Origin of the sequence: Sphingomonas sp. Leaf412 (genome assembly GCF_001425405.1) — a bacterium.
Taxonomy (GTDB): domain Bacteria; phylum Pseudomonadota; class Alphaproteobacteria; order Sphingomonadales; family Sphingomonadaceae; genus Sphingomonas.
Map to the genome: position 1 here is coordinate 429934 of NZ_LMQP01000003.1, position 24838 is coordinate 454771.

The 24838-nt window shown below is 69.6% G+C and carries 25 protein-coding genes and 1 pseudogene; 15 read left to right on the forward strand and 11 right to left on the reverse strand.

Annotation, left to right across the window (positions count from 1 at the left end):
* The first annotated feature begins 22 nt into the window (after positions 1-22).
* Positions 23-598 (forward strand): thymidine kinase, encoded by a 576-nt coding sequence (locus ASG29_RS09205; RefSeq protein ID WP_055985368.1) that lies wholly within the window; start codon positions 23-25, stop codon positions 596-598.
* Positions 599-603: 5 nt separating this feature from the next.
* Here the strand turns inward: ASG29_RS09205 and rbfA are convergent, their stop codons facing one another.
* The 3 genes from rbfA to ASG29_RS09220 all read right to left on the reverse strand — a co-directional run bounded on the left by rbfA (position 604) and on the right by ASG29_RS09220 (position 4559).
* The gene (gene rbfA / locus ASG29_RS09210) at positions 604-987 is read right to left on the reverse strand and encodes a 30S ribosome-binding factor RbfA (RefSeq protein ID WP_055983059.1); all 384 of its coding nucleotides are present in this window, start codon (positions 985-987) and stop codon (positions 604-606) included.
* A gap of 105 nt (positions 988-1092) precedes the next feature.
* On the reverse strand, positions 1093-3855 hold the full coding sequence (gene infB / locus ASG29_RS09215) for a translation initiation factor IF-2 (RefSeq protein WP_055983061.1): 2763 nt from the start codon (positions 3853-3855) through the stop codon (positions 1093-1095).
* On the reverse strand, positions 3852-4559 hold the full coding sequence (locus ASG29_RS09220) for a DUF448 domain-containing protein (RefSeq protein WP_055983064.1): 708 nt from the start codon (positions 4557-4559) through the stop codon (positions 3852-3854). The genes infB and ASG29_RS09220 overlap by 4 nt, the downstream gene beginning before the upstream one ends.
* A gap of 149 nt (positions 4560-4708) precedes the next feature.
* Here ASG29_RS09220 and ASG29_RS09225 point away from each other — a divergent pair, with 149 nt between their 5' ends.
* On the forward strand, positions 4709-5017 hold the full coding sequence (locus ASG29_RS09225) for a GIY-YIG nuclease family protein (protein WP_055985371.1): 309 nt from the start codon (positions 4709-4711) through the stop codon (positions 5015-5017).
* A gap of 127 nt (positions 5018-5144) precedes the next feature.
* Here ASG29_RS09225 and ASG29_RS09230 read toward each other — a convergent pair whose 3' ends face one another.
* The 3 genes from ASG29_RS09230 to rimP are packed head-to-tail and all read right to left on the reverse strand — an operon-like array spanning position 5145 to position 7577.
* Complete coding sequence (locus ASG29_RS09230) at positions 5145-5369, reverse strand: tautomerase family protein (RefSeq protein WP_055983066.1); 225 nt, start codon at positions 5367-5369, stop codon at positions 5145-5147.
* Positions 5369-6997 (reverse strand): transcription termination factor NusA, encoded by a 1629-nt coding sequence (gene nusA, locus ASG29_RS09235; RefSeq protein WP_055983068.1) that lies wholly within the window; start codon positions 6995-6997, stop codon positions 5369-5371. The genes ASG29_RS09230 and nusA overlap by 1 nt, the downstream gene beginning before the upstream one ends.
* 1 nt (position 6998) lies before the next feature.
* On the reverse strand, positions 6999-7577 hold the full coding sequence (gene rimP, locus ASG29_RS09240; RefSeq protein WP_055983070.1) for a ribosome maturation protein RimP: 579 nt from the start codon (positions 7575-7577) through the stop codon (positions 6999-7001).
* A 180-nt stretch (positions 7578-7757) separates the two neighbouring features.
* Here rimP and ASG29_RS09245 point away from each other — a divergent pair, with 180 nt between their 5' ends.
* Together ASG29_RS09245 and ASG29_RS09250 are read left to right on the forward strand one after the other, a co-directional pair.
* Positions 7758-8918, forward strand: a complete 1161-nt coding sequence (locus tag ASG29_RS09245; RefSeq protein ID WP_055983072.1) for a PQQ-dependent sugar dehydrogenase — start codon at positions 7758-7760, stop codon at positions 8916-8918.
* Positions 8915-10117 carry a PQQ-dependent sugar dehydrogenase gene (locus ASG29_RS09250; RefSeq protein ID WP_235532850.1) on the forward strand — a complete coding sequence of 401 codons (1203 nt, stop codon included), beginning with the start codon at positions 8915-8917 and terminating at the stop codon, positions 10115-10117. The genes ASG29_RS09245 and ASG29_RS09250 overlap by 4 nt, the downstream gene beginning before the upstream one ends.
* Positions 10118-10154: 37 nt before the next feature.
* On the opposite strand, the gene ASG29_RS09255 is transcribed toward ASG29_RS09250, so the two are convergent.
* Together ASG29_RS09255 and ASG29_RS09260 are read right to left on the reverse strand one after the other, a co-directional pair.
* Positions 10155-10538 (reverse strand): PaaI family thioesterase, encoded by a 384-nt coding sequence (locus ASG29_RS09255; protein WP_055983074.1) that lies wholly within the window; start codon positions 10536-10538, stop codon positions 10155-10157.
* On the reverse strand, positions 10535-10984 hold the full coding sequence (locus ASG29_RS09260; RefSeq protein ID WP_055983077.1) for a PaaI family thioesterase: 450 nt from the start codon (positions 10982-10984) through the stop codon (positions 10535-10537). The genes ASG29_RS09255 and ASG29_RS09260 overlap by 4 nt, the downstream gene beginning before the upstream one ends.
* A 114-nt stretch (positions 10985-11098) precedes the next feature.
* Here ASG29_RS09260 and ASG29_RS16720 point away from each other — a divergent pair, with 114 nt between their 5' ends.
* From ASG29_RS16720 to ASG29_RS17835, 6 genes and pseudogenes are all read left to right on the forward strand, one after another.
* Complete coding sequence (locus ASG29_RS16720; RefSeq protein ID WP_156457965.1) at positions 11099-11248, forward strand: hypothetical protein; 150 nt, start codon at positions 11099-11101, stop codon at positions 11246-11248.
* Positions 11245-12087: a hypothetical protein gene (locus tag ASG29_RS09265; protein WP_055983079.1), complete on the forward strand. Its 843-nt coding sequence runs from the start codon at positions 11245-11247 to the stop codon at positions 12085-12087. Before ASG29_RS16720 ends, ASG29_RS09265 begins: the two co-directional genes overlap by 4 nt.
* Positions 12075-12962 carry a hypothetical protein gene (locus ASG29_RS09270; RefSeq protein WP_055983081.1) on the forward strand — a complete coding sequence of 296 codons (888 nt, stop codon included), beginning with the start codon at positions 12075-12077 and terminating at the stop codon, positions 12960-12962. Before ASG29_RS09265 ends, ASG29_RS09270 begins: the two co-directional genes overlap by 13 nt.
* 26 nt (positions 12963-12988) lie before the next feature.
* Positions 12989-13570, forward strand: coding sequence for a winged helix-turn-helix domain-containing protein (locus ASG29_RS09275; protein ID WP_156457966.1), 582 nt, complete (start codon positions 12989-12991; stop codon positions 13568-13570).
* A 33-nt stretch (positions 13571-13603) separates the two neighbouring features.
* Positions 13604-14386: a crotonase/enoyl-CoA hydratase family protein gene (locus tag ASG29_RS09280; protein ID WP_055983085.1), complete on the forward strand. Its 783-nt coding sequence runs from the start codon at positions 13604-13606 to the stop codon at positions 14384-14386.
* A 336-nt stretch (positions 14387-14722) separates the two neighbouring features.
* Positions 14723-14887 (forward strand): annotated as a pseudogene (locus ASG29_RS17835) (PEPxxWA-CTERM sorting domain-containing protein); the annotation flags it as partial.
* 143 nt (positions 14888-15030) lie between these two features.
* Here the strand turns inward: ASG29_RS17835 and purD are convergent.
* Positions 15031-16293 (reverse strand): phosphoribosylamine--glycine ligase, encoded by a 1263-nt coding sequence (gene purD, locus ASG29_RS09290; protein ID WP_055983090.1) that lies wholly within the window; start codon positions 16291-16293, stop codon positions 15031-15033.
* On the opposite strand from purD, the gene xseA reads away from it, so the two are divergent.
* From xseA to ASG29_RS09305, 3 genes are all read left to right on the forward strand, one after another.
* Positions 16292-17698 (forward strand): exodeoxyribonuclease VII large subunit, encoded by a 1407-nt coding sequence (xseA, locus tag ASG29_RS09295; RefSeq protein WP_055983092.1) that lies wholly within the window; start codon positions 16292-16294, stop codon positions 17696-17698. The two genes, purD and xseA, sit on opposite strands and share 2 nt — an antisense overlap.
* A 15-nt stretch (positions 17699-17713) precedes the next feature.
* Positions 17714-17914: a DUF2093 domain-containing protein gene (locus tag ASG29_RS09300; protein ID WP_055983094.1), complete on the forward strand. Its 201-nt coding sequence runs from the start codon at positions 17714-17716 to the stop codon at positions 17912-17914.
* Positions 17915-18053: 139 nt separating this feature from the next.
* Entirely contained in the window at positions 18054-18965 is a 912-nt protein-coding gene (locus ASG29_RS09305; protein WP_055983097.1) for a M23 family metallopeptidase, read from the forward strand.
* Here ASG29_RS09305 and ASG29_RS09310 read toward each other — a convergent pair.
* Both ASG29_RS09310 and ASG29_RS09315 read right to left on the reverse strand, forming a co-directional pair.
* Complete coding sequence (locus ASG29_RS09310; protein ID WP_055983099.1) at positions 18962-20113, reverse strand: aspartyl/asparaginyl beta-hydroxylase domain-containing protein; 1152 nt, start codon at positions 20111-20113, stop codon at positions 18962-18964. The two genes, ASG29_RS09305 and ASG29_RS09310, sit on opposite strands and share 4 nt — an antisense overlap.
* Positions 20114-20118: 5 nt before the next feature.
* Positions 20119-20658 carry a hypothetical protein gene (locus tag ASG29_RS09315; RefSeq protein ID WP_156457967.1) on the reverse strand — a complete coding sequence of 180 codons (540 nt, stop codon included), beginning with the start codon at positions 20656-20658 and terminating at the stop codon, positions 20119-20121.
* Positions 20659-20834: 176 nt separating this feature from the next.
* Between ASG29_RS09315 and ASG29_RS09320 the strand changes: the two genes are divergently transcribed.
* Positions 20835-23876 (forward strand): TonB-dependent receptor domain-containing protein, encoded by a 3042-nt coding sequence (locus ASG29_RS09320; RefSeq protein ID WP_055983104.1) that lies wholly within the window; start codon positions 20835-20837, stop codon positions 23874-23876.
* An 85-nt stretch (positions 23877-23961) separates the two neighbouring features.
* A partial coding sequence (locus ASG29_RS17050) for a tetratricopeptide repeat protein (protein WP_414884421.1) occupies positions 23962-24838 on the forward strand: 877 nt, incomplete at its 3' end.

The window sequence follows — 24838 nt, forward strand, 5'->3', positions numbered from 1 at the left end:
TGACGACGGGAGGGCGCGATTGATGGCCAAGCTGTATTTCTACTATGCGAGCATGAACGCGGGAAAATCGACCACCCTGTTGCAGGCCGATTTCAACTATCGCGAGCGCGGCATGGCGACGATGCTGTTCACCGCCGCGGTCGACGACCGTTTCGCCACGGGCACGATCACGTCGCGGATCGGGCTGAGCGCGCCCGCCACGATGTTCGACGCGGCGACCGACATCGCGGCGGCGGTGACGGAGCGGCATCGACGCGGACACCTGGCCTGCGTGCTGGTGGACGAGGCGCAGTTCCTGACCGCGGACCAGGTGCGGCAACTGGCGGGGATCGCGGACGGCCTCGGCGTGCCCGTCCTGGCCTACGGGCTGCGTACCGATTTTCGCGGGCAGTTGTTCGAAGGCTCGGCGCGTCTGCTGGCGGTGGCGGATGCGTTGATCGAGATAAAGTCCGTCTGCGCCTGCGGAAGAAAGGCGACGATGAACCTGCGCGTCGATCGGGAGGGTCGCGCGGTGGCGGAGGGGCGGCAGACCGAGATCGGCGGCAACGACCGCTATGTCGCGCTGTGCCGCCGCCATTTCACCGAAGCGCTGGAATAGGCGGGTTAGGCGTCGTCCAGGTCCTGCGCGACCTTCGGCGCCTTCAGCAGCGCGTCGATGTGCGAGCCTTCGTCGAAACTGTCGTCCGCCAGGAATTTCAGCTTCGCGGCGAACTTCGTCTGCACGCGCGCCGCGACCTCGCGCTGGAGATAGGCGGTGTTGGTGCGCAGCGCCTTGAGCACCGCCTCCTCGTCGCGGCCCAGCAGCGGCTTCACGAAGGCGGTGGCGTGGCGCAGGTCGGGGGACATGCGTACCTCCGTCACGCTGACCATGTGCCGGGCCAGCGTTTCGTCATGCACGTCGCCGCGTTGCAGGATTTCGGACAGGACGTGGCGGATCTGTTCGCCGACGCGCAGCGAACGGACGGACTTTTCGGGTTTGTCGGTCATGACGCAGCCTCGTGGGTGCGTCACCCCGGCGAAGGCCGGGGCCTCGTGCCGCAGGGACGCTCCCTGCGGCACGAGATGCCGGCCTGCGCCGGCATGACGTGATGTTTACAACGTGCGTTCGCGCAGTTCGACTTCGTAGGTTTCCAGGAAGTCGCCCGGCTTGATGTCGGTGAAGTTCTGCGTGAACGTGACACCGCATTCCAGCCCGGCGCGGACCTCCGCCACATCGTCCTTGAACCGGCGCAGCGACGCGATCTCGCCCTGGTAGATGATGACGTCCGCCCGCGTGATGCGCGCCTTCAGCGCCTTGCGGATGACGCCCTCGACCACCAGCAGGCCCGCCGCGCGGCCATGCTTGCCCGCGGAGAACACCTCGCGGATTTCCGCGCGGCCCACGACGGTCTCGAACGCCTCGGGCCCAAGCTCGCCGGCCATGCCCGCCCGGATCTCGTCGATCAGGTCGTAGATGACGTCGTAGTACTTCAGCGCCACCTTGTGCCGATCGGCGATCTGCCGCGCATTGGCGTTGGCGCGGACGTTGAAGCCGATGATCGGCGCACCCGAGGCCGAGGCCACGTTCACGTCGCTTTCGGTGATGCCGCCGACGCCCGAATGCAGGATCCGCGCCTTGATATCGTCGGTCGATATCTTGTTGATCGACGCCACGATCGCCTCGACCGTGCCCTGCGTATCCGCCTTCACGACCAGCGGATATTCGATCGCCTGGTTCGCCTTCAGCGCCGAGAACATCGATTCCAGGCTGGCGGGCGCGGACGTGGTGCGCTTCTGCGTCAGCACGCCCTGGCGATATTCCGCCACCTCGCGCGCGCGCGCCTCGTTCTCCACCACCTGCATCGGGTCGCCCGCCGACGGCGTGCCGGTCATGCCGAGGATCTCGACCGGCATGGACGGGCCCGCCTCCTTCAGCTGGCGCCCCTTGTCGTCGACGATCGCGCGGACCTTCCCGCTTTCGGCGCCGATGACGAACACGTCGCCGACCTTCACGGTGCCGCGGGTGACCAGCACGGTCGCGACCGGGCCGCGGCCCTTGTCCAGCTTCGCCTCGACCACGATGCCCTCGGCCGCGCGATCGGGGTTGGCGGTCAGTTCCATCAACTCGGCCTGGAGCTGGATCTTCTCGATCAGGTCCTCGAGCCCGGTCTTCTTCAGCGCCGACACCTCGACGTCCTGCGTCTCGCCGCCCATGCTCTCGACCTGCACGTCCTCGCTCAGCAGGCGCTCGCGCACGCGCTGGGCATTGGCGTCGGGCTTGTCGACCTTGTTGATCGCCACGATCATCGGCTTGCCCGCGGCGCGGGTGTGATTGATCGCCTCGATCGTCTGCGGCATCAGCCCGTCGTCGGCGGCCACCACCAGGACGACGATATCGGTCACGTCCGCGCCGCGCGCGCGCATGGCCGAGAACGCCTCATGCCCCGGCGTGTCGAGGAAGGTGACCTTGGACTTGTCCTTCAGGGTCACCTGATACGCGCCGATATGCTGCGTGATGCCGCCGGCCTCGCCGCGCACCACGTCGGTGCCGCGCAGCGCGTCCAGCAGGCTGGTCTTGCCGTGGTCGACATGGCCCATGATCGTGACGACCGGGGGCCGCGGGCGCAGCTCGTCCGGCATGTCCTCGGTCGTGTCGAGCGCGAGGTCGATGTCGCTGTCGGACACACGGACGATGTTGTGGCCGAATTCGGTCACGAGGAGCTCGGCCGTATCCTGGTCGATCGTCTGCGTCATCGTGACGGGCGAGCCCATCTTGAACAGCGTCTTCACCAGGTCCGCGCCCTTTTCCGCCATGCGGTTGGCCAGTTCCTGGACGGTGATCGCCTCGGGCACCTGCACGTCGCGGACCATCTTGACCTGCGGTTCGCGCGGGCCGCCGAAGCCGCGCTTCTCCTTCTCGCGCGCGCGCTTCAGCGCGGCGAGGCTGCGCGCGCGGGCGCCGTCCTCGTTCAGGGCGCGCGTGACGGTCAGCTTGCCGCCGCGCCGCTCGTCTGCCTTGCGATCGCGCTGCGTCGGGGCGCCGCGCGCGGGCGTGCCGCCGCGCGGCGTCGCCTGGCCCGAGGGCAGCGCGCGGCCCGCGGTGCCGCCTGCCGTCGCGGGAGCGGCGGCGGAGACGGGCTCCGGCTTCGGCTCGGGCTTGGGCTGGGGCTTGGGGATTTCGGGACGCGCGACGGGCGAGAAGCGGCGCGGCGCGGGCATCGCCGGATCGCGCGCCAGTTCCACCACGGGCGGCGGGGGCGGCGGCGCGGCGGGCGTCGGCGCGGGAGCGGGCGTCGCCGCCACGGGTGCCGGAGCCGGAGCCGGAGCCACCGGGGTCGCAGGCGTGGGCGTGGGGGCGGGCGCCGGGGCGGGCGTCGTGGTGGCCTGGGCCGGTGCCGGCGCGTCCGCCACGGGGGCGGGCGGCGCAGCGGGTTCGGGCGCCGGCGCGGGCTCGGGCGCCTTCGCGGCCTCCGCCTCGGCGCGCGCGCGCTCCTCGATGCGACGCTGCGCTTCCTCGGCGGCGCGCTGCTTCTCCGATTCCTCGCGACGACGCGATTCCTCCAGCGAATGCATCCGCTGATCCTCGGCATCGCGCAGCATCCGCGCCTGCCGCTCCTGCGCGGTCTCGCCCGACGGGGCGGGGCGCGGGGCGGGGGCGGCCGGGGCGGGCGGCGGGGGCGCCGCGACCGGTTCCGGCGTCGGTTCCGGGGCGGCACCCTGCGGACCGAGCACGCGGCGACGCTTCACCTCGACCACCACCGTATTGCTACGGCCGTGGCTGAAGCTCTGCTTCACCTTGCCGGTCTCGACCGTGCGCTTCACGCCCAGCGGCGCGCGCATCCCGAGTTTCGGCTTGTCGTTGTCGGTCTCGCTCACTCAAAATCCTCGTCTGTCGTCACGGCCGTTCGCACCCGGTCCGGACCGGGCGCCGATGCCCCCTGCGCGGCCGTAGCGCAAGGTGCGGGGATGGGATCAGGGCCGATAAAATGCAGCCAGCGCGACAGGGCTTCCCCCGTTCGCGCTGCGGCCGCACGGTCGATGACGCCGATATGTACCACATTGTCGCGGCCCAGCGCCAACGCCAATATGGTGCGCGGCACCGGCAGCGCCAACCCCCTGAGGTCGGAGCCTTCGCGATCGCTGCCCACGCGCCACGCCTGCGCCAGTTTCCGCGCGCCGTCGTCGCTCGCGTCCTCGGCGTGATACAGCGCGTGGAGCTTGCCCGACCGCGCCGCCTGCTCGATCCGCTCCGATCCCGTCAGGACGGTGCCCGCGCGCGATTCGAGGCCCAGCCGGTCGAGCGCGTTGCGTTCGAGCGCGGCGGCGATGCGCGCGGGCAGATCGTCCGCGACCTTCAGCTCGTTGTCGCGGAACGCGCGGGCGAGCGCGCCGCGCAACCGGCCCTTCGCGACCGCCAGTTCCAGCTGCGCGCGCGTGACGCCGATCCACGCCCCGCGCCCGGGCGCCTTCGCCCGCACGTCGGGCAGGATGCTACCGTCGGGCGCGAGCGCGAGGCGGATGAGCGCGTGCGCGGGCGCGCGGTCGCGAGTGAGGATGCAGGAGCGGACGGGGTCGGTCATGCTGTGATCCCGTTCGTCATGCCGGCCTTGTGCCGGGGTCCATCGTGCCACCAGGACGAACGCCGGTCGCACTCGCGGACGGATGGACCCCGGATCAAGTCCGGGGTGACGGGGGATTGTGCGACGGTGTCGCGCCCGGCAATCTGCGGATGATGAGGGAGCGGCAACCTTGCGTCTACATCCTGGCGAGCGGCCATTACGGCACGTTGTACGTCGGCGTAACGTCCGACCTTCTTGCCCGTCTCATCCAGCATCGCGACGGCACCTTCGCGGGGTTCACCAGCCGCTACGGCGTCATGCGCCTCGTCTGGTTCGACATGGCCGACACGATGGAGGCCGCCATCGCGACCGAGAAACGGATCAAGAAATGGCGTCGCGACTGGAAGATCGACCTGATCGAACGCGGCAATCCCCGCTGGGAGGATCTGGCGACCGGTTTCGGTCTGCCGCGTCTGTAGCGATCCGTCATGCCGGGCCCGACCCGGAATCCATCGCGCCGCGCTGGCCCCGATCCGGGGAGCATGCGGCACGATGGACCCCGGCTCGCGGCCGGGGTGACGATGGATCGGTGAGCGCCCTAGCGCCTCATCGGTTGGGAACCGCATGCGCGTCTCCCTTTTTGGCGTCGCGATCGACCAGCAGGATGCCGCCCGCGCCGTAATTCTCCGTCGACACTTCCTCGATCACGATCTGTACCGCGGCCGGGTTCTTGCCCAGCCGCGACACGAGCGAGGACGTGACGTCGGCCACGATCCCCGCCTTCTGCTCCCTGCTCGCGGAGCCCGATATCCTGATCGAGACGAACGGCATCAGGCGTCCGATCCCTCCGTCGCGTCGGTTTCGGCCACGGCGGGTTCCTCGTCCGCGAACCAGTGCGCACGCGCGGCCATGATGATCTCGTTCCCCTGCTCGTCGGACAGGCCGTATTCGCCCAGCACGCCGCCCTTGTTCTCGGGACGGTCGGTGCGGCGCGGGGCCTCGTCGTTGCGGCGGCGCGGTTCGGCGCGCTTCTTCTCGACCAGTTCGTCGGTGGCGAGGTCGGCCAGGTCGTCGAGCGTCTTGATGCCCGCCTTGCCCAGCGTCACCAGCATCGCCTCGGTCAGGTACGGCAGCTCGGCCAGCGCGTCCTCGACGCCCAGTGCCTGCCGCTCCTCGCGATTGGCGACTTCCTTGCGCTCCAACGCCTCGGCGGCGCGGTTCTGCAACTCGGCCGCCAGGTCGTCGTCGAAGCCCTCGATACCGGCCAGTTCGTCCAGCTCGACATAGGCGACCTCTTCCAGCGCGCCGAAGCCCTCGGCGACCAGCAGCTGTGCCAGCGTCTCGTCCACGTCCAGCTCGTTCTGGAACAGCTCGCTGTTCTGGACGAACTCCTTCTGCCGCTTCTCGCTCGCGTCCTGTTCGGTCAGGATGTCGATGCCCTTGCCGGTCAGCTGGCTGGCGAGGCGGACGTTCTGGCCGCGGCGACCGATCGCGAGGCTGAGCTGGTCGTCGGGAACGACGACCTCGATCCGGTCCTCCTCCTCGTCGATCACGACGCGCGCGACGTTGGCGGGCTGGAGCGCGTTGACGACGAAGGTTGCGGTGTCGGGCGACCAGGGGATGATGTCGATCTTCTCGCCCTGCATCTCCTGCACGACGGCCTGCACGCGGCTGCCCTTCATGCCGACGCAGGCGCCGACGGGGTCGATCGAGCTGTCGTGGCTGATGACCCCGATCTTCGCACGGCTGCCGGGATCGCGTGCCGCGGCCTTGATCTCGATGATGCCGTCGTAGATTTCGGGCACTTCCTGCGCGAACAGCTTCTTCATGAAGTCGGGGTGCGCGCGGCTGAGGAAGATCTGCGGCCCGCGGTTCTCGCGCACCACCTTCAGGATCAGCGACCGGATGCGGTCGTTGACGCGCACCACTTCGCGCGGGATCTGCGCGTCGCGGCGGATCACGCCCTCGGCGCGACCCAGGTCGACGACGACATGGCCGAATTCCACGCGCTTGACGACACCGGTGATGATCTCGCCCGCGCGGTCCTTGAATTCCTCATACTGGCGCTCGCGCTCCGCATCGCGGACCTTCTGGAAGATCGTCTGCTTCGCGGCCTGCGCCTGGATGCGGCCGAACTCGATCGGGGGCAGGGGATCGACCAGATAGTCGCCGACCTTCGCGCCGGGTTGCAGCTTCTCCGCCCCCTTCAGGTCGACCTGCTTGTACAGGTCGTCGACCTCCTCGACCACTTCCACGACACGCCACAGGCGAAGGTCGCCGTTGCTGGCGTCCAGCTTCGCGCGGATGTCCATTTCCTGGCCGTAGCGGGTGCGGGCGGCGCGCTGGATCGCGTCCTCCATCGCCTCGATCACGATCGCGCGATCGATCATCTTCTCGGTCGCGACCGAATTGGCGATCGCGATCAGTTCCGCGCGGTTGGCGGTGACGCCCGTGGCCATGTTACCGGTTATCCTCTTCTTCCCCATCCGCGTCCGCGGATACGTCGTGAAATTCTTCCTCGTCCGCCCCGTCCATCGACAGCGGGACGGTCGCGGCGATCAGCTTGTCCGTCAGCACCAGCTTCGCGTCGGCGATCCCGGCGAAGGGCACGTGCGCCAGCTCGCCGGTGCGGTTGCGGATCGCGATGTCCTGCCCCGTCACGCCCTCCAGCTCGCCGCGGAACTGCTTCTGCCCGTCCAGCGGCTCGTTCAGGACGATCCGCGCCTCGTGCCCGACCCAGTCGGCGAAATCGCCCAGCCGCGTCAGCGGACGATCGATGCCCGGCGACGACACCTCCAGCCGGTACGCGCCCTCTATCGGATCGCGCCCGGCGGCTTCGAGTTCGTCCAGGACGTCCGAGATGCGGCGCGACAGCGTGGCGCAATCCTCGATCACCAGCTGCCGCGTGTCGGGCCGTTCGGCCATGATCTGCAACGTCCGTTCGTCGCCCCGACCCATCAGCCGCACGCGCACCAGGTCGAAGCCCAGCGCGGACGCCTCGGGCTCGATCAATGCGGTCAAAGCGGTGATGTCGGCCAAGATACACGAACCTTCGGGCAAAGCGGTTTCGCCGCCGCGGGGCCAGCCCCGCGACCCCTTCGCATCTGACGATGTAAGAGAAAGCCCGACCGGTATAGCCGCGTGGCGCCCGCTTCGCAAGCGGCGGAACCATGCGTCGGCGGGGGCTTTACATCCGCACGTCGCAAAAGGGTATCGCCGATGATCCGCCGTTCCTCCATCCTCGTCGCGCTGGCCGTCGTGGCCGCCTCCTCGACCGCCTGCTCGGCGCAGGCTCCCGCGGCGTCCGCGGCGCTGCCGTTCACCGCGACGCCGGTGGCGGATTTCGATTCGCCCTGGGCGCTGGCGTTCCTGCCCGACGGGCGCGTGCTGGTGACCGAGAAGGATGGACGGATGCTGCTGCTGTCCGCCGACGCGAAGCGCCGGCAGACCGTGGCGACGATCCCGGTCGACGCGGCGGGGCAGGGGGGATTGATGGACGTCGTCCCAGCGCCCGACTTCCCCACCAGCGGCCGCGTGTATTTCAGCTATTCGGCGGCCGGGCCGGGCGGGAAGGGCGTGATCCTGGCGCGTGGACGGTTGCGCCCCGATGGCGGCGGCGACGGCGGCGGCGAACGGCTGGGCGAGATCGAGGCGCTGTATCGTGCGGCGCCGTTCGTGGAGGGGAACGGCCATTATTCCGGCCGCATCGCCTTCTCCCCCGACGGCCGATACCTGTTCTTCACCGCGGGCGAGCGGCAGAAGTTCGCGCCCGCGCAGGACAAGTCGGCATCGCTGGGTAAGGTCCTGCGGCTGACGCTGGACGGGAAGCCCGCGACGGGCAATCCGCTGGCGAGCCAGGGCTTCAGGCCCGAGACGTGGAGCTACGGCCACCGCAACCTGCTGGGCATCGCGTTCGATGCGCAGGGGAATCTGTGGGAGCAGGAGATGGGCCCCAAGGGCGGGGACGAGCTGAACCTGATCGTGGCGGGGAAGAACTACGGCTATCCCAACGTGTCCAACGGCGACCATTACGACGGCCGCCCGATCCCCGACCATGCGCCCGGCGACGGATACGAGGCGCCGAAAGTGTCATGGAATCCGGTCATCAGCCCGGCGGGCCTCATGATCTATTCCGGCGACCTGTTCCCGCAGTGGAAGGGCGACGCATTCATCGGCGGCCTTTCGTCCAAGGCGCTGGTACGCGTCGACCTGAACGGTACCGCGGCCGCGAAGGGCGACCAGTGGGACATGGGGCAGCGGATCCGCGACGTCGCACAGGCGCCCGACGGCGCGATCTGGATCATCGAGGACGGCGCGCAGGGATCGCAGGGGCGGCTGCTGAAGCTGACCCCGCCCGCATCGGCAGGGGCGGCGAAGTGAGGCGCCGGGCAGCCGCGCTGGGCGCGGGCGCGCTGGCGCTGGCGGTATTGGCGTCGTGCGGCGGGGACGGGGACGGGGGCACGCCCGCTCCGGCGCCGGGCCCGCTGCCGAGCCCGTCCGCCACCGCCTCGCCCGAACCGTTGCCCAGCCCGTCCGCCTCCCCCGGCGTCACGGGCGTCTCGCGGACCACGATCGCGACGTTCGACAATCCGTGGGCGATGACGTTCCTGCCCGACGGCCGGATCCTGGTGACCGAGAAGGGCGGCGCGCTGCGCCTGGTCACCGCAGCGGGCGCGGTGTCGGCGCCGGTCGGCGGGTTGCCAGCGGTGGCGGCGGGCGGGCAGGGCGGCCTGCTCGACGTCGCGCTGGACCCCGCACATGCGACGAACCGGCGCGTGTGGTGGAGCTTTTCCGAGGCGGGCAGCGGGGGCAAGGGACTGGCGGTCGCGCGTGGCACGCTAACGGAGGCGGCGTCGGGCGCGGCGTTGTCCGATGTTCGTGTGATCTGGCGGCAGGACCCGAAGGTATCGGGCGACGGCCATTTCGGCGGGCGCATCGCCTTTTCCCCCGATGGGAAGCTGTTCGTGTCCGCGGGCGAGCGGCAGCAGGGCGCGCCGGCGCAGGACCTGTCGAAGACGCTGGGCAAGATCGTGCGGCTGAACCTGGACGGGAGCGTGCCGTCGGACAATCCGTTCGTCGGGACCGCGGGCGCGAAGGGCGAGATCTGGTCCTACGGCCATCGCAACCCCTACGGCCTGGTGTTCGCGGGCGACGGCCGCCTGTTCGAAAGCGAGATGGGGCCGGAGGGCGGCGACGAGTTCAACCTGGTCCGGCGCGGCGCCGATTACGGGTGGGATGCCGTGTCGGAAGGCAGCCGCTACGGCGGCGCGCCCTATCCGCGGCATTCCACCAACCCGGCACTGGCCGCGCCCCTGATCGCGTGGACGCCGGTGATCTCGCCGGGCGGCATGATCCAGTATCGCGGCACGCGCTTCTCGGGCTGGACCGGCGATTTCGTGCTGGCGGGCCTGACCGCGCAGGGGCTGGTGCGCGTGCGCGTGAGCGGCGGCACCGCGACGGATGCGGGGCGCGTGGCGCTGGGCGCGCGCATCCGCGAGGTGGAGGAGGGCCCCGACGGCGCGTTGTGGGTGCTGGAGGACGGCGCCAACGGGCGGTTGATCCGGCTGGACCCGGCGTGACGCCAGCCCCTCCCGCCCGTGGGAGGGGAGGAGAGGGTCAGTCCCGCTCGATCAAATAGTTCATCCGTGCCGCCGCGATCGGTTTCGCGCGATCATCCTGCCATGCGACCGCCTCCACGTTGGCGACGCGATTGCCCAGACGGGTGATGATGCCCGCGGCGCGCGTATCGCGGTCGCGCCCGCCGCGCATGAAATCGACGGTGACGTTGATCGGCTTGATCCGGCCGCCGCCCTCCTCCTCCAGCGCGTGGCGCAGCGCGGCGATCGCCGCGACCTCCAGCAGGCCCGAGATCGCGCCGCCTTGCAGGAAGCCGGGCCGCCCCATCACGTCCTCCGCGAAGGGCATGACCATCACCGGCGTCCCGTCGTCCGCGCGTTCCAGCGTCGCGCCCAGCAGGGCGGCATAGGGAGGCAGCTTCATGATGCGGCGCGCGTGTAGCTGCCGGTCGGGACCATGAAGGTCGCCGCGACGTGCGCGATCGGATCGTCGATGTCGCCGTCGTGCGCGATGCCGCGCGTGAACGACACCGATCGCGCGACGCGCAGGCATTCCGCCCGCCCGATCACCGTCGCGCCGCTGCGCGCGGGGCGGAAATAGTCGATCCGCAGGTCGAGCGTGGCATGCGGCGCGAACCCCCTGATCCGGTTCCACACCGCCAGGCTGGTCGCCATGTCCATCAGCGCAATGATCGGGCCGGACGCCAGCACGCCCGTCTCTTCGTCCCCCACCAGTTCCGCCGACCACGGCAGCGCGAGTTCGATCCAGTCGCGGCCGCGCGCATGGAAGCGGATGCCCAGCCGCCCCCCGTGCCCGCCGAAACGCTCGTCCGTCGCCGTCGGCGGCATCGTCATGGGAATATCGTCCATGGCGGCCCGTCTACACGCCCGATCCGACGGCGCAACGTTACAGCGAATTCACTAACGCCCCCGCCCCCGTCGCGCCGACGATCGCCCCGCAACCGGACGAGGGGACAGGACGCCATGGGCATCGATATCGCGCAGATCACCGACCTGGACACCCGGATCGCCAATTGCGGCGCGATCCGTGCGTCGGAGCAGATGGCGGACGGGACGTTCGAATATACGGTCGCGATCGTCGTGATCGTGGAGAACGATCCGCGCGGCCTGTGACCGCGCCGGATCGCGTCCGCGCGACATTGTCGATCGCGGGCGCCGATGCGCTGACGCGGGCGGGTGTCGACCTGCTGCGCGATCCGTCGTGGGTGCCCGACCTGCTGGGCCCGTGGATCGCGGCGTTGCGGCGCGATCCGTGGTACGATCCGCCGCTGCGCGCCGCGCGCGACCCGCTGCGGACGGGCGCGGTATTGATGGAGGGGGAGCGCGCGGTGCTGGTCGCGTCGGTCCTGTCCGCCGCGGCGATGGCGGCGCGGCCGCGGGCGACGACGCTGGCGGTATCGGGGCGCGTGTCGGTGACGCGCTATCACCGGGCGGGCGGCGCGACGTTGCTGGCGTGGGAAGCGGGGGCGGCGGGCGACGACTTTTCGGCCGCCGCCGCCCCCGTCGCGACGCCGTTGCCGCCGCGCGCGCTGTCGGACGGCGACGTGCTGACGCTGGACGGCCGGACGCAGGCGTTCCTGATCGAGGGCGCGGCGCGCGACGTCGTGACGCTGACGGTGGCGCCGAAGGGCGACGGGCTGACGCGCGAATATGACCGCGCGACGGGGCGGCTGCGTCGCATCGCGACCAACGACGAGGCGGGGTCGCGCACGCGCATGCTGCTGACGCTGCTGCGGTCGTGCGAGCGGACCGATGCCGGCGCCTGTTTCGACGCGGCGACGCGCGACGCGGCGTTCCACCTGCGCTGGGCCGCGATGCGCGAGTGGATCGCGCTCGACGCCGCCGCCGCGCTGCCGCGGTTGCGGGAGATGGCCGACGATCCGCATGCGGAGGTGCGGGCGGCGGCGCGCGCGACGATCCCACTGGTGGAGGCGCACCCGTGCCCCGCCTGATCGACCCCGGACAGGGCGCCGCGATCGGGCTGGAGGAACTGGTCGCGGCGCTGGACGAGGCGCGATTCGATCCACGCGACGAGGATGCGTTCGCCGCGATGGGGCCGTGGCTGGCGCGGCTCGGGCGGAACCCCGGGTTCCTTTCCGACCTGGCGATCGCGGAGCTGGAGCGGCGCTTCTCGGGCCAGTCCGCCAACGCCTATGGCGCGCAGGTCCTGCTGCTGGCGCATCCCGACGGCCGCTATGCGCTGCGCGCCAATTTCTGGCCCGCGCGCGACGATGCCGTCGTGCGCGCGGGCGGGACGGCGCCGTTCTTCTACGACCTGCCGCACGACCATAATTTCTCGTTCCTGACGGTCGGGTACATGGGGCCGGGTTACTGGAGCGATTACTACCGTTTCGACGGCGAGCCGCGCCTGCCGGGCGATGCGGCGGGGCTGGTGTTCGAGGAGCGCGCGCGGCTCGAACCCGGAAGGGTGATGCTGTACCGCGCGCACCGCGACGTCCACGTGCAACTGCCCCCCGACGCCTTCTCGGTCTCGCTCAACATCCTGGGCCACGACCGGACGCAGCAATGGCGCAGCCAGTATCGCTTCGACATCGGGCGCGACGTCGTGGCGGAGGCGCTGACCGTCGCGCGGTCGGAGGCGCTGGTGACGCTGGCGGTCGCGCTGGGCGGTGCGGCGGGGGCGGGGCTGGCGGCGGAGATGGCGGTGCGCCACCCCGCACCGCGGATGCGGATGACCGCGATCGCAGCGCTGGACGATCGCCGCGTGCTGGAAAAAGGGTGCGACGATCCCGACGCGCTGGTCGCGCGCGCGGCGCGGGCGCGGCTGGCGATCCTGTCCGATCCGGAGGCATCGGTACGCCGCTGACCCGCGCCCGCGGGTACGACGGCGGCGTGGGCGTACAGGTGCTGATCGACCGGCCGGGCGTGACCGTGGCCCTGGCCGCGCGCGGGGTCGCGGCGGGGCAGGCGGTGCTGGTCGCCCATGCCGGCGCCGTCCCGTCGCTGCGCCTGCGCCACCCGCATGCCGCGATGCTGGCGGTCGCGGCCGACGGGGCGGGGGAGGCGGCGGCGCTGGATGCGGGCGCGGACGATGCGGTGGCGGGCGGCGCGCCCGACGCGCTGGTGGCGATCCGCGCCGAACGGCTGCTCGCGTCGCGCGGCGGGTGGCGCGTCGGCGCGCTGTCGATCGATCCGGTGGCGCGCGATGCCTGGCGCGAGGGGCGGCGGCTGGCCCCGCTGCCGCGCGAATACGCCCTGCTGGCGCATCTGGCCCGGCACGCGGGGGAGACGGTGGCGCACGCCGACCTGTATCGCGCGGTGTTCGGCCTGCGCTTCGCACCCGGGACGAACGTGCTGGCGGCGCAGGTGTCGCGGTTGCGCGCGCGGCTGGACCGCGGCTTCGCCTTCCCCATGCTGCTGACCGACCGCGCGCGCGGCTATCGCCTGGTTGCGGCGGCGGAGCGGGCGGGTTAGCGGTGGTCAAACGACCGACTTAGGAGATGCGTCATGACCGACCGGGTTTCGATCACCGTCACCGATGGCGTCGCCGACGTCCGCCTGACCCGCGCCGACAAGATGAACGCGCTGGACCCCGCGATGTTCGCGGGGATCGCGGCGGCGATCGCGGACCTGCGCGACCGCCGCGACGTGCGCGTGGCCGTCCTGTCGGGGGAGGGGCGCGCCTTCTGCGCCGGGCTGGACATGGCCAGCATGGCGGGGGGCGGATCGGGGCTGAAGCTGTCGGAGCGCAGCCACGGCGAGTCGAACCTGGCGCAGCATGTGTGCACCGGCTGGCGCGAGCTGGGCATGCCCGTGATCGCGGCGATCCACGGCGTCGCGATGGGCGGCGGTTTCCAGCTTCTGTCGGGCGCGGACATCCGCATCGCGCACCCCGACACGCGCATGGCGATCCGCGAAACCTATTGGGGGCTGGTCCCCGACATGGGCGGCTTCGCGCTGTGGCGCGGGCTGGGGCGGGAGGACGTGCTGCGCGAGCTGGTCTACACCAGCCGCGAGTTCTCGGGCACCGAGGCGCTGTCCTACGGCTTGGTCACGCATGTCGACGACGCGCCGTACGAGCGCGCGATGGGGATCGCGCGCGAGATCGCGGGCCGCAACCCGCACGCGGTGCGCGCGGCGAAGCGGATCTTCAACGACCTGCACGACATGGACAAGGCCGCGATCCTGCGGGCCGAAAGCGCGGAGCAGATCGCGTTGATGGGCACCCCCAACCAGCGCGAGTCGGTGGCCGCCAACATGGGCCGGCGCGCGCCCGCGTTCGTCGACTGACGTCCCCGGCCGGGACGCGGCCGGATCCGATCGCCTCTTCCGTTGTGCTGAACGGTGTATTAATGAGGCGGGACGGATGTGGTGGAGTTTTCGGTGCTGCGACTCGGATCGGCGATGGTGACGAAGGGCGGGGCGGTCGCGCTCGCCCTCCTGCTGTCGTCGCCTGCGGCCGCCGACACCCCCCGCGGTGCGGGCGCGATCCTGTGGGAGGCGCAGCCCGCCGACCACGGCATCGCGGTCGAGCATGTGCCGGGGGCGGACGACACCGCGTCGCTGGAGCAGGAGATCGCCGCACTGGGCGAGGGCGATAACGTCGGTACCGCCGAACAGGGCCCGCTCGACAAGGTGCTGCGCGCCGCGGGGCACCTGCCCGAACCGGCGACCTGGGCGTTGATGATCCTGGGCTTCGGCGGGATCGCGGGCGCGATGCGCCACCGGTTGCGCAAGTCCGACGCCGAATTCACCGAACGCGTCCGCCGCATCGCTGACGGCGAGGATTGATTAGGCGGGCGCGGCGGGTAGGTTCGTAACAAGGTTTGGTCGGACGCGGGGGCGTAGCGCCTGAAACTGCGCGCCATTCGATGACACCACGGGCACGGAAAGCCCCGCGGACGCGGCGGGCTAAACCGCCGCGCTACCCGATCCTACGTCGCGCGCCGGCCGATGTCGCGGCGGCAGAAGCCGGTCGGGAAGTCGATCGCGTCGACCGCGCGATAGGCCGCCGCCTGTGCCGCCGCGATATCCGTGCCGCAGGCGGTCACCGCCAGGACGCGGCCGCCCGCCGCGACCAGCGTCTCGCCGTCCAGGCGCGTGCCCGCCTGGAAAACCGTGGCGCCCGTCGCCTCCGCCGCGTCGATCCCGCGGATCGCGCCGCCCATGGCGGGGGCGCCGGGATAGCCGGTCGCCGCCATCACCACCGTCAGCGCGACCTCGTCGCGGAACGCCGGTGCGGGTGCGTCCGCCAGCCGCCCTTCCGCCACCGCCAGCAGCAATGCGGCGAGATCGCCGTCGTAGCGCGCCATCAGCACCTGGCATTCCGGATCGCCGAAGCGGACGTTGTATTCGATCAGCTTCGGCCCGTCGGCAGTCAGCATCAGGCCGGCGTACAGCACCCCGACATAGGGCGTGCCCGAGGCGGCCAGCGCGTCGATCGTCGGGCGCACGATCTCGTCCAGCGCGCGCTTCTCCAGGTCGGGCGTCAGTTCGTGCGCGGGAGAGAAGGCGCCCATGCCCCCGGTGTTGGGGCCGGTGTCGCCCTCGCCGACGCGCTTGTGGTCCTGCGCCGATCCGAACGCCGCGATGGAGGTGCCGTCCGACAGCACGAACAGCGACGCCTCCGGTCCCTCCATCCGTTCCTCGATCACCGCCTCCACCGGGCCGCCGCGATACAGGTCCGCGATCGCAGCCTCCGCCTCGGCACGGGTCGCGGCGACGACGACGCCCTTGCCCGCGGCCAGCCCGTCCGCCTTGATGACGCACGCCCCATGGTCGTCGGCGCCGAAATCGTCGAGGCAGGCGAGCGCCCCGTCGCGCGACGTGACGCGGAAATAGCGCGCGGTTGGGATGCCGACGCGCGCGCACAGATCCTTGGTAAAGCCCTTCGACCCCTCCAGCCTCGCGGCCTCGCGTCCCGGTCCGAACACCGGCACGCCGATCGCGCGGATATTGTCGGCCAGCCCCTTCACCAGCGGCGCCTCCGGCCCGATCACGACCAGCCCGATATGCTGCCGCCGGACGAAGTCGACGACGGCGCGGTGATCGTCGACGTCCAGGTCCGGGATCGTGGCGTGTTGCGCGATGCCGGGGTTGCCCGGTGCGGCGAAGAGCGTATCGAGGGTGGGCGATCGCGCGAGCCGCCACGCCAATGCGTGTTCCCTCCCGCCCGACCCGACCAGCAGGATGTTCATGCCCGACCCCTTCAACGATACCCCGACCGGGCGGCTGGTAGCGGAGGCGGTGCCCGGCGACAATGCGATGGCGTTGTCGGTCGGCGAGCTTTCGGGCCGGTTGAAGCGGATGGTGGAGGGCGAGTTCGGCCATGTCCGCCTGCGCGGCGAGATTTCGGGGTACAAGCGCGCGACGAGCGGCCACGTCTACCTCGCGCTGAAGGACGATAGCGCGGTCATCGACGGCGTGATGTGGAAGGGCAGCGCCGCGGGCCTCGCCTTCCGCCCCGAGGACGGGATCGAGGTGATCGCGACCGGGCGGCTGACGACCTATCCCGGGCGGTCGAAATACCAGATCGTGATCGAGCGGATGGAGCTGGCCGGCGCGGGCCAGCTGATGGCGCTGCTGGAGAAGCTGCGCGCCAAATTGGCCGGAGAGGGGCTGTTCGATCGCGACCGCAAGCGCGCGCTGCCGTTCATGCCGCGCGTCATCGGCGTCGTCACCTCCCCCACGGGCGCGGTGATCCGCGACATCCTGCACCGGCTGGAGGATCGCTGCCCCACGCACGTCGTCGTCTGGCCGGTGAAGGTGCAGGGGCAGGGCGCGGCGGAGGAGATCGCCGCGGCGGTGCGCGGGTTCGGCGCGCTGGCGCCTGGTAGCGCGGTGCCCCGCCCCGACCTGCTGATCGTCGCGCGCGGCGGCGGGTCGATCGAGGATCTGTGGGCCTTCAACGAGGAAGCGGTGGTGCGCGCGGTCGCCGCCTCGCCGATCCCGATCATCTCCGCCGTGGGGCACGAGACCGACACAACGCTGTGCGATCATGCCGCCGACCTGCGCGCGCCGACGCCGACCGCGGCGGCGGAGATCGCGGTGCCCGTGCTGGCGGAGCTGCGGCTGGCGCTCGACACGATGCGCGCGCGTGCCGCGCGATGTGCCAACCGCCATGTCGAGCGTGGGCGCGAGCGCATCGCGGCGCTGGCGCGGGTGATGCCGACGCGCGACCGGTTGCTGGGGCCGCAGCGGCAGCGGACCGACGAACTCGGGCTGCGGCTGGACCGCGCGCTGGAACGCCGCGTGGCGCGCGCGCGGACCGAGGTGGACCGCGTCGCGGGCGCGATCCGCCCCGCGACGCTGGACCGCCGGATCGAAGGGGCGCGGCGGCGGCTGGTCGATATCGGGCGGCTGGTCGAGAGCCTGAATCCCGACCGCCTGCTGCAACGCGGCTATGTCCGCGTGGAGGCGCAGGCGGGAGGCACGATCACCTCCGCGGCGGGTGCGCGCAAGGCGGGGGCCTTGCGCCTGCGCTTCAGGGACGATGTGGTCGACGCGCAGGTCGGGCCGGGGAAAGTTGAGAAGGGGAAAGTTGAGAAAGCGCCGTCGCGTCCCTATCCTGCGGCAAAACCCGAGCAGCCGCGGCTGCTGTAGATTCGAGTGTCCGTCATGCTGATGTCCCAGACCGAACGCCCCGCGCGGCTCCACTATATGGCCAACGGCTTTCGCGTGCTGAGCACCGGCGACCATGTCGTGTGCGCGATATCGGGGGCGCGCATCGCGCTGGAGGATTTGCGCTACTGGGATGTGCGGACGCAGCGGCCGTTCGCCAGTTCCGGGATCGCGGCGGCGGAGATGGCGCCGCGGTGACGGATCGCGGCGGGTGTCCGGTCGGTGCGGGGCCTCACCCGGTGACCGTCGTCATACCGGATGCGTCGCGGCATCCGCGGTGCAGCCTCGCCGCCGGTCCGGGAGCGCGCGGCGCGGTGGACGCCGCGACGGGGACGGCATGACGCGCCTGCCCGCATCGGCGATCGTGCCGATCCTGCTCCTCGCGGGCTGCGTCGCCCCGGCGCCGGAACGGCCGCCCGCCGCGCCGCCCGTCGCGACGCCCGCTGCGATGCCGCGCCCTTCGCCCCCGCCGCCCGCGCTCGCCACGCCTGCATCGTTCCTGCTGGAGGGCGTGGCGCGGCAGGGCGGCCTGCTGCTGGGTATCGCGCCGCCGGGAACCGTCCGCATGATGCTCGACGGAGCGCCGGTCAGGCTCGCGGCGGACCGACGCTTCGTCATCGCCTTCGATCGCGACGCCGCGGTGCGATCGGTCCTGTCCGCCACGCTGGCGGACGGCACGACGCTGACCCTGCCGATCGGCGTCGCCCCGCGGGCCTGGCGGATCGAGCGGCTCGATCGGCTGGCGAAGGTGCCGGTGCCCAGCGCCGCCTTCGCCGCGCGCCGTCCCGCCGAACTCGCCCGCATCGTCGCGGCCCGCGCGATCGACGGCGGCTCTGAAGGCTGGCGCCAGCGCTTCGTCTGGCCCGCGCGCGGGCGGATATCGGGCGTGTTCGGCAGCCAGCGAATCTATCGCGGCGAGCCGGGCAGCTACCACGGCGGGGTCGACGTCGCGGCGCCCACCGGTACGCCGGTCGTCGCCCCCGCGGACGGCGTGGTGGTGCTGGCGGCGGCGACGCCGTTCACGCTGGAGGGACGGTTGCTGATCGTCGACCACGGCCACGGCCTGAACAGCGCGTTCCTCCACCTGTCGCGCATCGACGTGGCGGAGGGGCAACGCGTCGATCGGGGCGACACGATCGGCGCCATCGGCGCGACCGGCCGCGCGACGGGACCGCACCTGCACTGGGGCCTGACGTGGCGTGGCGCGCGGATCGATCCGGCGGCGGTGGCGGGGGTGAAGGGGCCTTAGAGCGGGGCGCCGTCACCGGCGTCTTCCGCTTCCATCAGGCGGCCAACGGCCAGGCGCTCGGCCATGGAAAGCGCCGGATGCCAAAGATCGAAAATGAAGACGACGCGTGGCTCGTCGCTGTCGTTGATGGCTTCGTGCTCGATCGTATCGTCGAACACGAACGCCTCGCCAACGCGCCAGGGTCGCGTTTCCGCGCCTACGCGATATCGGCAATTGTCCGGGATGATGAGTGGCAGGTGGCAAACGAGGCGCGTGTTCGCCACGCCGGTATGCGGCGGTATGCGGGTGTGAGCCTTGAGGAGTGAGAACATCGCGTTGGGGGATCGTCCGGCGACCCGCGGCTGATCGACCGGATCGATTGCGGCGAGGGTAAGAGGGCAGGCGTCAGCATTGGCGGAAACACGCTGGCCGTTCCGAAGCAGATGAAATGCGGTCCAGTCCGCCGAATGATTCAAGGCCGCCCATTGGCGCACCGGTTGGCCCGGTTGATATTGTACGTAAGGTTCGGCGCGCATTCGGTCATGTTGCAGCAACGCCAGATATTCGTCGCGGATCGCCTCGGTCTGCGCTTCAAGCTGTTCGAGCCATGGGAACGAGGCGCGATCGTGAAACTCACGTTCCGGTAAGCCGGGATAGTGATAGTGCGTCGGTGCGGAATGAAACACGCGCGTCTGATGCAGGGCATTGCTGGAAAATCGGTCAAGCCGCCGTCGCATGTCGGAAGTAAGCCCGGGTACGTCGTCGATGACATCTCGCCATGTCGCCGCGACCCCCTCGACATACGTGTTACCAACCCGGCGGGCATGATCGACCGCCGAAACAAGATGGGGCGGGACGGGTTCCTGCTCCGGAAGCTGCGCGATCGCGCGAAGGTATGTCCGACCGGCGTCCGATGTCCGCCCCGACAATTCCAGCAGACGTGCCTGACTCATCAGTGCCATGAAATGGAGGGGGTCTAGGCGCAGCGCGGCAGCAATCGCCTTTTCGGCGCCGGCGTGATCGCCCAGTGCGCGCCGCACGGAGGCCAGCTTTACCCAAACGTCAATCCGCGTCGGGTCCTGCGTTGCCGTATCCGTCAGCAGTCGCTCCGCTCCGGCGACGTCGCCACGCGCAGCGCATGCGTCGGCCTCGCGTTCGAGCGCATCCATCGCTGTCAGCGTACCCGCTTCGCACGAACGGTCGGTGCGCGCTCGAAATCGGCGAAATAGCTACCGAACATGCCGCGCTTCAACGTGACCTTCTGTCCCGGCTTCACGGCCGAAAACACCGGCCAATCGTCTGTCTGCGCCCACAACGCCCCGTCTTCCAAGGTGAAGGTGATGCGGCCGCCATCGCCTTGTCCAACGGACTTGATCGTCGCCGTCATTTCCTTCTCGGGCTCACCGGCGCCGTCCAGGGCGCCGATCCGGGGAAGGGGGATGCCGAAGAGCGTCCGGCGCGCCTTCCGGATATCGTCCTGCTGGACGACGACGATCTTCTTGTTCTTGACCGCCGCGAGCATGGCACCGACCTCGCGATCGAAACATGCCAGCCGCTGCGCATCGACGCTCACGTTTACGCAGTCGGCGACGCGTGACATCTGACCGCTGTCGACCGATGGCCGGGTCTGACCGGTGGCCGCCGCGGGAAAAACATGGAGCAACGACAGCACCGCAACGGCTGCGCATCCCGATTTTCTCATCCTGTTCGCCACCTTCTGCCCCCTGAAACGGCTTGTTGCAATAAGGTCACACGGTTCTACGAACCCGCGCCGCTTCCCGCGATGTCGTTTACAACCCCGGAGGGGCGTTGCAAACAAATGGCAGTCGGTTCGAAAAAACGAGCGCCTCGGGACGCTTGCGAGCCTCAAATGGGGAAGGACACGTCACTGTGATCAAATCGAAGAGTGCGCTGCTCGGTAGCGCCGCATCGGCATTTGCCGCCATGGCGCTGTTCGCCGGCCCCGCGCTGGCGCAGACGACTCCGGAGGCCGGTGTCGGTCCGGTCGAGGGTCAGATCGAGCAGGCGTCGTCGGATGGCGAGCCGGCCAGCAGCAGCACCGATCTGGTCGTCACCGGTTCGCGCCTGCGGTCGCCGAACCTGGAAAGCGCCAGCCCGATCACGGTGCTGAGCGCAGTCGAACTGAAGCAGACCGGCACGACCCGCGTCGAGGATCTCGTCAACTCGCTGCCGCAGGTGTTCGCCGGTCAGAACGCTGGCTATTCCAACGGCTCCAGCGGCACGGCGACGATCAACCTTCGCGGCCTCGGGTCCGAGCGGAACCTCGTGCTGGTCAACGGCCGTCGCTTGATGCCGGGCGATCCGGGATCTTCGGCGGCTGACATCAATGCTATCCCTGGTGCGATCATCAAGCGCGTGGACGTCCTGACGGGCGGCGCCTCGTCGGTGTACGGTGCCGATGCCGTGACCGGCGTCGTCAACTTCGTCCTGGACACCGATTTCGAGGGCCTGCGCCTCGACGGCCAGTATTCGTTCTACAACCACAACAATCGCGCCGGCGGCGAGGTGCAGCGGGCGCTCTCCGCGCGCGGCTTCGGTGCTCCCGACGGGCAGGTTGCGGACGGCGGCACGGTCGACGCGACGATTGCGTTCGGAACGAAGTTCGATGACGACCGCGGTCACATCACGGCCTATGCAGGCTATCGCAAGATCAACGCGGTGACGCAGGATCGTCGCGATTACAGCGCATGCGCGCTCGGTCAGTCGACCGCGGCTCAGCGTGCGGCGGGCTTCGGTCGCTACAATTGTGGTGGTTCGGCGACCTCCGCGAACGGCACGTTCTTTACCAACGACGCGACGTTGCAGGTTGGGCCGGGCAGCACCTTCATCCCCGGTTCGACGCCTTTCAATTTCGCGCCGACCAACTACTTCCAGCGTCCCGACGAGCGTTACACTGCTGGCTTTTTCGCAAGCTACGAAGTGTCTGAGGCGGTGAAGCCGTACGCAGAGTTCATGTTCATGGACGATCGGACCGTTGCGCAGATCGCCCCTTCCGGAAATTTCGGGAACACGTTCTCGATCAACTGCGACAATCCGCTGCTTTCCGCTCAGCAACGCGCGATCGTTTGTGCGCCGACTAATCTGCTGACCGCGCCTGATGGATCGGTGGAAGCAGGTGTTGCACCCTTCAACTTCATCGATCCTGTCAGCGGCGCAAATTATCAGCGTGGGTTCCTGCAACCCTTGCGTCGCAACGTTGAAGGCGGACCGCGCCGTGACGACCTGCAACATACGAGCTATCGTGTTGTCGCTGGCGTCCGTGGTGATATCTCGCCGGTGTGGAATTACGATGCGTTCTTCCAGTATGGACGCACGAACTTCGCTGAGACCTACTTCAATGATTTCTCCGTCAGCCGTCTTGGTCGGTCGCTTGATGTAATCAACGGGCCGAGTGGTGCTCCTATTTGTCGTTCGGCCCAGGCTGGCGGTGAGGATCCGAACTGCGTTCCTTACAATATCTTCGCTAATGGCGGCGTTACCGCCGAGGCGCTGAATTACTTGCAGGTGCCTGGTTTCCAGCGCGGTATTAATGGTGAGACGGTCATCAATGGTTCCGTCACCGGGCAGCTTGGCGAGTATGGCATCAAGTCGCCGTTCGCTGCCGATGGTCTTGGGATAGTCCTCGGCGGTGAATACCGTCGTGAGACGCTGGACTTCTTCTCTGATGTGACATTCCAGACTGGTGACCTAGCCGGTCAGGGAGCGCCAACGCTCCCGGTCGCAGGCAAGTTTGACGTGAAGGAGTTCTTCGCCGAAGCGCGCTTGCCGATCGTGAACGACGGCTTCTTCCATGACCTGACCGTCACGGGTGGCTATCGCTATTCGAGCTACGAGAATTCGGCTGGCGGTTCCTTCAACACCGACACGTACAAGATCGAGGGTGAGTTCGCGCCGATCCGCGACATCCGGTTCCGCGGCGGTTACAACCGTGCCGTTCGCGCGCCGACCGTGCAGGATCTGTTCGCACCCAACCGCGTCGCGCTGAATGGTGCGACCGATCCGTGCGCAGGGTTCGTCATCACCGCGGCCGACGTCGGTTGTATCGCCCAGGGCCTCACCGTCGGGCAGACCGTAGCGGCAAATCCGGCGGCGCAGTACAACGGGCTGATCGGCGGAAACTCGAACCTGCTGCCTGAAATCGCGGATACGTACACCGCGGGCGTCGTGCTTCAGCCGAGTTTCCTTCGCGGGTTCGCGCTTTCGGTCGATTATTTCGACATCAAGCTGACCGGCGCGATCGGCGGCATCGGTCAGGACACGATCCTCGACATCTGCACCACCAGCGCCGATCCGTTCTTCTGCGGTCTCATCAATCGCGACCAGTTCGGTTCGCTGTGGCGGTCGAACAACGGTTTCGTTGTCGACACGACGCAGAATATCGGTGGCCTTTCGACGAGGGGTATCGACGTCAATGCCAGCTACACGGTTGGCCTGGGGTCGGCCGGCAACGTCGCGCTGAGCTTCGTCGGAACCTACCTGGACGAGATCAAGACCGACCCGGGGGTTTCGGACGAGTATGATTGCGCCGGTCTCTACGGCAACATCTGCGGCACGCCGAACCCGAAGTGGCGGCATCAGGCGCGGGCGAGCTACACGTCGCCCGAGGGTCTGGGTGTTTCGCTCCGCTGGCGGTATTTCGACTCCGTCCTGCTCGACACGACGGCACTGGGCGGCACCGTGACGCCGGCCAATCGCCGCCTGCCGGTGCAGAACTACTTCGATCTGTCGTTCACGGCACGTATCGCGGAAAACTACAATTTCCGTATCGGTGCGAACAATCTGCTCGATAAGGAGCCGCCGCTGACGACGTCGCAGAATTGCCCGGCTGGTGCGTGCAACGGGAACACCTGGCCCGGCGTCTACGACGCGCTTGGTCGCTACATCTACGCGGGTGTTACGCTCGACTTCTAGGAGCACGACGCCTGTAAAACTATCAACGGCGGGTGGAGACACCCGCCGTTTTCTTTTCTGACGGCATCTCGTTACAATACCGGAGATGCGCATGTCGGTTACCCCTCACTCCTCCCCGACCACGGACCCCATTGCGGTTTTGCGTCGTGCGGTCGCCAATGATCCCGAAGCGGCCTTTCGCGCTGCGTCCGTCGCGCTGCGCACCGAGCGCGAGGAAGAGGCCGCGCCTTTGCTTCGCGCAGCGACGGTCCGTTACCGCGACGATCCGCGCCTTTGGCAAATGCTTGCCCTCGCCGCGCGAAACCTGGGTGAGTCGTCAGAGGCCGTCGGCGCGTTCGCGGTCGCCCATAAACTCGCTCCCACCGACGCATTGATTGCACATGGTCATGCCCGTGCACGGCTGGAGGCGGGGTTACCGGCCGTTGACGACTTCCTTCGCGCCATGAGGCTGGCCCCGTCGGACGGGTCGGTCGTGCTGGGGCTTGCCGCTGCACGCTTCGCAGCGCGCGACACCTTGGGCGCCGTCCACGAGGTAGAACAGGCGGTCCGCCGTAACCCGGCGTGGCTCGAGGGGCATGCGACGCTCGCACGCCTCCGTCGCATGGCCGGCGATGACGACGACATGCGCAGCTATCGCGAGGCGGGGGTGCACGCAGCGGACGCGTCCAGCCTGTGGCTGGGCTGGCTGGACACGCTGACGCTGGCGGAACGGTTCGTTGACATGGCCCCAGTCATCGACGCCGCTAGACGGGTTGTCGGGGATCGTCCCGCATTCGATCTATATGCCGCGATCGCGGCGGACGAAACCGGCGAAAGCGTACGCGCCGGATCGTTCTTCGACGGGTTGCCGGCATCCACCGATCCCTCGATAACCGTCTGGCGGGTCCGATCGCTGCTGCGTCGAGGGCGCGTGACGGAGGCGGCCGACCTGGCGCTGCGTGGAGTCCGGGCGGGGGGGGGGG

Excerpts from the sequence above, each read along its gene's own strand:
- ASG29_RS09205 (WP_055985368.1), top strand. The coding sequence starts at position 23 with ATGGCCAAGCTGTATTTCTACTATGCGAGCATGAACGCGGGAAAATCG.
- rbfA (WP_055983059.1), bottom strand. The coding sequence starts at position 987 with ATGACCGACAAACCCGAAAAGTCCGTCCGTTCGCTGCGCGTCGGCGAA.
- ASG29_RS09220 (WP_055983064.1), bottom strand. The coding sequence starts at position 4,559 with ATGACCGACCCCGTCCGCTCCTGCATCCTCACTCGCGACCGCGCGCCC.
- ASG29_RS09225 (WP_055985371.1), top strand. The coding sequence starts at position 4,709 with ATGATGAGGGAGCGGCAACCTTGCGTCTACATCCTGGCGAGCGGCCAT.
- ASG29_RS09230 (WP_055983066.1), bottom strand. The coding sequence starts at position 5,369 with ATGCCGTTCGTCTCGATCAGGATATCGGGCTCCGCGAGCAGGGAGCAG.
- nusA (WP_055983068.1), bottom strand. The coding sequence starts at position 6,997 with ATGGCCACGGGCGTCACCGCCAACCGCGCGGAACTGATCGCGATCGCC.
- ASG29_RS09245 (WP_055983072.1), top strand. The coding sequence starts at position 7,758 with ATGATCCGCCGTTCCTCCATCCTCGTCGCGCTGGCCGTCGTGGCCGCC.
- ASG29_RS09255 (WP_055983074.1), bottom strand. The coding sequence starts at position 10,538 with ATGAAGCTGCCTCCCTATGCCGCCCTGCTGGGCGCGACGCTGGAACGC.
- ASG29_RS09260 (WP_055983077.1), bottom strand. The coding sequence starts at position 10,984 with ATGGACGATATTCCCATGACGATGCCGCCGACGGCGACGGACGAGCGT.
- ASG29_RS16720 (WP_156457965.1), top strand. The coding sequence starts at position 11,099 with ATGGGCATCGATATCGCGCAGATCACCGACCTGGACACCCGGATCGCC.
- ASG29_RS09280 (WP_055983085.1), top strand. The coding sequence starts at position 13,604 with ATGACCGACCGGGTTTCGATCACCGTCACCGATGGCGTCGCCGACGTC.
- xseA (WP_055983092.1), top strand. The coding sequence starts at position 16,292 with ATGCCCGACCCCTTCAACGATACCCCGACCGGGCGGCTGGTAGCGGAG.
- purD (WP_055983090.1), bottom strand. The coding sequence starts at position 16,293 with ATGAACATCCTGCTGGTCGGGTCGGGCGGGAGGGAACACGCATTGGCG.
- ASG29_RS09300 (WP_055983094.1), top strand. The coding sequence starts at position 17,714 with ATGCTGATGTCCCAGACCGAACGCCCCGCGCGGCTCCACTATATGGCC.
- ASG29_RS09305 (WP_055983097.1), top strand. The coding sequence starts at position 18,054 with ATGACGCGCCTGCCCGCATCGGCGATCGTGCCGATCCTGCTCCTCGCG.
- ASG29_RS09310 (WP_055983099.1), bottom strand. The coding sequence starts at position 20,113 with ATGGATGCGCTCGAACGCGAGGCCGACGCATGCGCTGCGCGTGGCGAC.